The organism is Pseudomonas tremae (assembly GCF_001401155.1).
Taxonomy (GTDB): Bacteria; Pseudomonadota; Gammaproteobacteria; order Pseudomonadales; family Pseudomonadaceae; genus Aquipseudomonas; species Aquipseudomonas tremae.
Genome location: NZ_LJRO01000047.1, coordinates 1 through 1205, shown reverse-complemented (window position 1 = coordinate 1205; position 1205 = coordinate 1). Strand labels below are relative to the sequence as shown.

The 1205-nt window shown below is 53.4% G+C and carries 1 protein-coding gene and 1 pseudogene; both read left to right on the top strand.

The window, feature by feature from the left end; translation table 11 throughout:
• A pseudogene (locus tag ALO43_RS02700) lies at nucleotides 1-241 on the top strand (hypothetical protein); the annotation flags it as partial.
• A 265-nt stretch (nucleotides 242-506) separates the two neighbouring features.
• Nucleotides 507-1205, top strand: a 699-nt coding sequence (locus tag ALO43_RS02695; RefSeq protein ID WP_157062261.1) for an ATP-binding protein, incomplete at its 3' end; no start/stop codon positions are given.

The following is a 1205-nucleotide window of genomic DNA, read 5'->3' as shown; positions in this document are numbered from 1 at the left end:
CGTCTACACGGTGCAACAAGCGGCAAGGCGGTCATGGAGGATCGGACAGAAGCAGGACGTCAGGGTGATCTTTTTCGGATACATCGGCAGTTCTCAAATCACCTGCCTGCAGCTGATGGCCAAGAAAATCGCCGTATCGCAGAGCACCTCAGGGGATGTTCCAGAGTCCGGATTGGACTCGTTGAACCAGGACGGTGATTCTGTAGAAATGGCACTCGCCAGACAACTCATCAACTTTTGACCATGGCCACCTTCGGGTGGCCTTTTTGATGGGTATGGACGAAGCAACTGAAGGTTGTCGAATTAAATGCAAAAAAATCGGAAAAGATGCGACTGGTTGATCTTGCCACTTTAGCCAACTCCATGGCTAGCCCCCTGCCGGTCGTCGCCTCCCTGTAATTCAGGGGCTTAACCAGCTCTTGCCAATAGGACGAATATCGCGCAACCTGCTACCATCTAGCCCACTCAATGTGCGACCTACAAGCCCCTAAAATCAGACCATTCAAATGAAAGCGGACGAGTTCACCAAAGTAAAATCAGATTTAGTCCAGGTGGCCAGGCTGGCCCTCAACGAAAAAAACGAAGATGTACGACTCTTTGTTGCACGTCTTGTCAGACAGTATCGCGGAATGGAGCCAGAGCTGGCTGAGCAGTTGGAAACCTTCCTTCGGACCATCGCACCCAGCGGTAATGGACACTTCATGCGCCGAGACGTCCCGTCGAAAATCGAAGGGAGCGTGTTGCCGGTAGACGGTGAGTCGAAGCTATCGCTCCTCAAGGTCTTCAATGATGGACCCGAGTTTCCGGCACCCATGCTGGACAAAGTTGTGCAGGCCAGCCTCGCGCAGCTGATTAAGGAGAGAAAGCAAACCAGTAAACTGCTTTCTCTTGGCCTGCAGCCCACCAGATCATCGGCGTTTGTGGGCGCTCCAGGCGTAGGGAAAACCATCACGGCGCGCTGGATAGCAGCCCAACTTGGCGTGCCGCTATTCGTGCTTGATCTGACTGCGGTGATGAGCAGCCTCCTTGGCAAAAGCGGTGCGAACATTAGAGCCGCCCTTGATTACGCCAAGCAAACGCCATCGGTGTTGTTTCTCGATGAAATTGATGCGATTGCGAAGCGGCGCAGCGACGACAGCGACATCGGCGAATTAAAGCGCCTGGTCACCGTTATCCTTCAAGAAGTTGATGACTGGCCTTCATCG